At 66.3% G+C, this 4,813-nt stretch carries 4 protein-coding genes and 1 pseudogene; 3 read left to right on the forward strand and 2 right to left on the reverse strand.

What is annotated here, in order from left to right; genetic code table 11:
- Positions 1-151 precede the first annotated feature (151 nt).
- Both HNQ79_RS32905 and HNQ79_RS32910 read left to right on the forward strand, forming a co-directional pair.
- A pseudogene (locus HNQ79_RS32905) lies at positions 152-472 on the forward strand (ISAzo13 family transposase); the annotation flags it as partial.
- 616 nt (positions 473-1,088) lie between these two features.
- Positions 1,089-2,294, forward strand: coding sequence for a hypothetical protein (locus tag HNQ79_RS32910; protein WP_185036656.1), 1,206 nt, complete (start codon positions 1,089-1,091; stop codon positions 2,292-2,294).
- Between the two features lie 579 nt (positions 2,295-2,873).
- Here HNQ79_RS32910 and HNQ79_RS32915 read toward each other — a convergent pair.
- A protein-coding gene (locus tag HNQ79_RS32915) for an IS3 family transposase (RefSeq protein ID WP_185036657.1) occupies positions 2,874-4,078 on the reverse strand; the annotation gives its coding sequence in 2 pieces (ribosomal slippage) (positions 2,874-3,787 and positions 3,787-4,078; 1,206 coding nt in all).
- Positions 4,079-4,153: 75 nt separating this feature from the next.
- On the opposite strand from HNQ79_RS32915, the gene HNQ79_RS32920 reads away from it, so the two are divergent.
- Complete coding sequence (locus HNQ79_RS32920; protein ID WP_311772335.1) at positions 4,154-4,279, forward strand: hypothetical protein; 126 nt, start codon at positions 4,154-4,156, stop codon at positions 4,277-4,279.
- Between the two features lie 111 nt (positions 4,280-4,390).
- On the opposite strand, the gene HNQ79_RS32925 is transcribed toward HNQ79_RS32920, so the two are convergent.
- Positions 4,391-4,813 (reverse strand): transposase (locus tag HNQ79_RS32925; protein ID WP_185036658.1); only part of this gene is annotated, 423 nt, incomplete at its 5' end.

Genomic DNA, 4,813 nt, shown 5'->3' on the forward strand with positions numbered 1-4,813 from the left:
AACATCCCACGGCTTCGGCCGAGCCACCCCACACCCCCGGATCAACGTTCCTGGAGTGATCCAACCACCTTGAAGATCATTTCGTTAGGAGTTCTAAGGGCTTGCCGGGAAACAAGTCGTGGCTTCCAGCTGTGGGGCTCGTTTGTCTGGTATGGGGAGACCGGAGGGGATCGAGGCCGTTCTGGCGGCGAAGTTCCAGGTGTTGTTGCCGCATCTGGACGAGCGTCAGCGCCGACTGGCCATAGGGGCGGAAGCACTGTCGCTGGGGCATGGCGGCATCAGGATCGTCGCCGCTGCAGCCGGGGTCCGGGAGGCCACGGTCTCGCGTGGGGCAGCTGAACTGGACTCTGGTCAGGCCCCGTTGGGGCGGGTGCGCCATCCCGGCGGAGGGCGGAAGAGGGCGGCCGAGCTGGACTCTAGGCTGCGGCCGGCACTGCTGGCCCTGGTCGAGCCCGACGAGCGGGGCGACCCGATGATCACCACCACCGCAGCAGCCGACCCCGCCCTCCATGGCCCGAAACCACAAACGGACTGCCGCTGCGGTGACCGTGTAGCGGGGCGTATGGGGATTCGAACGCGAGATCCAGGAGGGGCCAGCTGGATGCCGACCAGCTCGCCGCCCTCGCCAAACTCGGCATCGACCGGGCGTGCCCGGTGCCTGGCTCCCGAGTCCGGCCCGGCGCAGCGCCGTGCGAACCGCGCCGCCGAAGCGCCCGTCGCAGCGTGTTCACCACGACGAGTGCGAGAAGGCGCTGTACGAAGGCGGGACATGTACCTGCGACCTCATCGAGCAGTACGGGCCACCCTCCGAATATGACGCTTGCTGACCGCTCAGCTGACCGAGTGCCGCGGTGAACCGTCTGACTTGGCTTCATGACGGACTTTGAAGATCCGGCCCTACACGACGGCCCCACGCTCCCTGCGGGCGACTGATCGCTTGAGTTGACCCGTTTCGCCAAGTAGGGGGCTTAGTTGGTTGCGCGCCAGGCCGCTTACCCGGCAGGAAGCGATCAAGGAAGAAGCACTGTGCAGCGCACGTGGCGCTAAAGCCGCGCGTTGTATCGGTGCCATCCGGAATCATGGACCGCATGGCTGAGAAGGAGCGGAAGAAGCCGCACGTGTCGACTGCGTACGACTTGATGGGACGTTCGATTGCCGCAGACGTTATGAGGTCTCCAGCATACGAGGCCATATCCAGGGCGATCATCAAGAGTTCAGGCGTCCAGGACGCACTCGACCGGCTCTTGCAGCCGTATGGAGGTGTGCTCAGCTCCCAGGTCAACAACCTGGTCGCCGTCAAGCCAGTCGACTTCTTCTGGGTGCGGGATACGCATATGAAGCCGCGCATCGACTTCGCTTCGAGCTTGACCGCGCCCTTGGGGCTTGACGTATTGGGCCTGAATGGGTGCACTACGGGTTTTTCCGACACCTTGCGTCACAGTATCGTCAAGGCTGCGGGTATTGACCGTGTCTTCCAAGGCCTCATGCCGACTGTGCGGTTCGGCATCGATGATGTGCTGCTGAACCCCTTCCGGAGCATTGTGCGGCCGCTGTCGCCGCAGTTGCCGGGGCTTGCCGAGAAGCTCGCGGACATCCTGCTTCCGCCGAACCTGCAAGGTTTCAGCGAGACGGAGTGGGCGCAGCTCATCGACATGGTGACCGAGGACGGCATCGGGCTCATCTGGGCGCCGAGCAACCGGCATCTGCGCGCCCTGCTCTCTCTTCCGGATCGGAAGAGTCGGTACGCCTACCTGCACGAGCAGCGTGAGGACTTGTTCGACGAGGTGGCTGACGGGCTGCGCCAGGTGGGGCAGGAGGAGCTCCAGGACCTCGCCGATCTGGGGTTGCGCGCGGTCGACGCAGCGCGGGCTGGCCTGTGGGAGGCGGGACTGTCGCTGGCCACTGATGTCTGTTACACGGCGATGGAAACCAAAGCGCTTGACTGGTACCGCGACGAGTTCAAGGCTGCCCGTGACTCGGGCGGCCAGCGAATTGGTGAGCGTGGGCCGGGCAAGGCGGTGACATTCATCATCAACAACGTGCCGTTGCCACCAAAATGGGTTGGGATCTTCGAGCTGCGCGCGCACCTCGTCATACGGCCGTTGTCGGAGACCTTCGCACAGAGTGACACCGTGCATGGCAAGCACAACAGGCATGCCATCTGTCACACGGCGTCACGTGCCTCGATTCGTGAGGAGTACCTGGTTCCAGCGCTACTGAACATGCACTCGTTGCTGCGAGGGCTCGACGAGAAGATGACCGACGACGAGATGGAGGGGGATGAGGAGGAGTGACGGCGGCTACGCGACGATGTCCGCGTCCCGTGAGCTCGCGGACCGGTTCGGAGTGTCACCACGGACGGTGGTGCGCATGGTCGCTGAGGAACGCACAGCGTACGAGGACCGGTCCCGCAGCGTCGGGACCAATCGTCGAGCTGCACCGTCAAGGGCTCAAGGGGTGCGAGACCGCGCGTGAACTGTCTGTTTCCGCCGGCCTGGTGTCCACCCGGCTCAAGGAAGCCCGCTCGGCCGGTATCGAGCTCACCGGCTACGCCACCGCCGGAGAAGGGGAACTATCACCCGCCGAGTGAACTTCTCCATGACGGGCCTCCGTTCATCCCCTGGTACAGAGGCTGGTCGACAAAACGCGTAACGGCGGCGGAAGGGAGCCCCGTTCATCCCCTGGCGCAGGGGCGGGGCCTCGCCACCGGGGCGGAGCTCAAAGACTGGATCCGTTCATCCCCTGGTGCAGGGGCGCGACGTCATCGGCCGCCTATGAAGAGGTAAAGCCGTCTACGGCGCTGAGCCGTTCATCCCCTGCGTACAGGGCTGGAAGCCGTCGAATGGGCCTTGACCCCGAATCCTGAACACGGGTTATGCGGCTTGTGCCAGCGTAGTTGGTGTGCGGTGGAGGGCGTTCTCGAAGGCGATCGGCGATCGTTGTCCGAGGCGGGAGTGTCGGCGTCGGGTGTTGTAGCGGTGGAGCCATCGGAAGGCGTCGAGTCGGGCCTCGCGCTCGGTCGGCCAGCTCTTTCGTCCTTGCAGGGTCTCGCGTTTGAAGGTCGCGCTGAAGGACTCGGCGAGTGCGTTGTCCGCGCTGGACCCGACCGCGCTCATGCTCCGCCGCACCCCTGCTGACCTGCAGGCTTCGGCGAAAATCCTGCTCGTGTACTGAGCTCCGTGGTCGGTGTGCATGATTGATCCGGCGAGACTGCCGCGGGTTCGGATCGCCGCGGCCAGGGCATCGGTGACCAGGTCCGCGCGCATGTGGTCGGCGATAGCCCAGCCGGCCAGACGGCGTGATGCGAGGTCGATAACGGTCGCCAGGTAGCAGAACTTCCCGCCCTCGAGGGGCAGGTAGGTGATGTCGCCGACGTACTTCGTGTTCGGCCTGTCCGCGGTGAAGTCGCGGCCGATCAGGTCCGGGGCCTTGGCGGCGGCCGGGTCAGAGACGGTGGTGCGGTGCCGGCGGCGCAACCGGACTCCTTCGATCCCGGACGCCCGCATGATCCTGGCGACGCGCTTGTGGTTGACCGCGACACCGTTCTCCTCGCGGAGTTCGGCGGTGATCCTCGGGGCTCCGTAGGTGCCGTCCGATTCCTGGTGCACCGCCCGTATCCGGGCGGCCAGGCGGGCGTCGGCCACCTGTCGGGCGGCCCGGTCCGCAGCCGTCCGCCGCCAGTAGTAGAAGCTCGAGCGGCTGACGCCGAGGATGCTGCAGAGCCGCTTCACGCCGTGACGGCGCTGGAGGTCGGCGACACACTGGAAGCGGTTCACCAGCGCGTCTCCCCGGCGAAATACTTTGCCGCTTTGCGCAGGATCTCCCGTTCCTCCTCCAGCTCACGGACCTTCTTCCGCAAGGCGGCGTTCTCCGCCTCCAGCGGCGCTGGCGGCGGGGCTGGTTCCTGTGTCCGCCGTCCTCGGGGACGGCTCACCCCGGCTGCCCGGACCCAGTTCCGCAGCGTCTCCGGATTGATCCCCAGATCGGCGGCGACCGACCTGATCGTCGCTTCCGGCCGCGACTCGTACAGCGCGACCGCGTCCGCCTTGAACTGCGGCGGGTAGTTCTTCATGACCACGAGATGTCCGTTCTCAGATCCTCAGGATCCAGTGTCTCGTGTGTTCAACATCCGGGGTCAAGGCCCGTCGCCGACATGACCCGCGACCACGATCACCTGCACGCCGTCGGCCGCCTCAGCTCCGACCTGGCCGGCCGCCTGCTCGCACGCTGGCCGGGACTGCGTCCGCTCCCCACGCATGATGCCCGCCCCTGGTACTAGTAGTGCTTGGTCATGTTGGTGCGGGGTCTGGCATGTCGCGGTGACAGGTGGGGCAGGCGCCGGTCCAGGTCGCGAGGAGTATCTGCAGCTCGCGGACGACTCGGTAGAGGCTCAGGCCGGCGCCGTCTCTTTTGGGGACCGGGTCAGTCGCTGCAGGGTGCAGAAGGCATGGGCGACGGAGACGAGGGTGACGTGGTGGTGCCAGCCTGGCCAGGTCCGGCCCTCGAAGTGGGCCAGGCCCAGGGCCTGTTTCATCTCGCGGTAGTCGTTCTCGATGCGCCAGCGGAGCTTCGCGGTGCGCACGAGAACCGGCAGCGGAGTGGTATCGGGCAGGTTGGAGAGCCAGAACTGCACGGGCTCGTCCTGGTCGGCGGGCCACTCCGCCAGCAGCCAGCGGACCGGAAGCACGGCGGTGGTCGTGGCCTGGCGGATCTCGCGCCCGGCGGGCCTGATCCGCAGGGCCACGAAGCGCGAGTACATGCGCTTGAATCCGCTGCGGCCGCTGCCCGGCCGTGAGCCCTCCCTCCACTGCAC

This window comes from Streptomyces candidus (assembly GCF_014207445.1).
GTDB lineage: Bacteria > Actinomycetota > Actinomycetes > Streptomycetales > Streptomycetaceae > Streptomyces > Streptomyces candidus.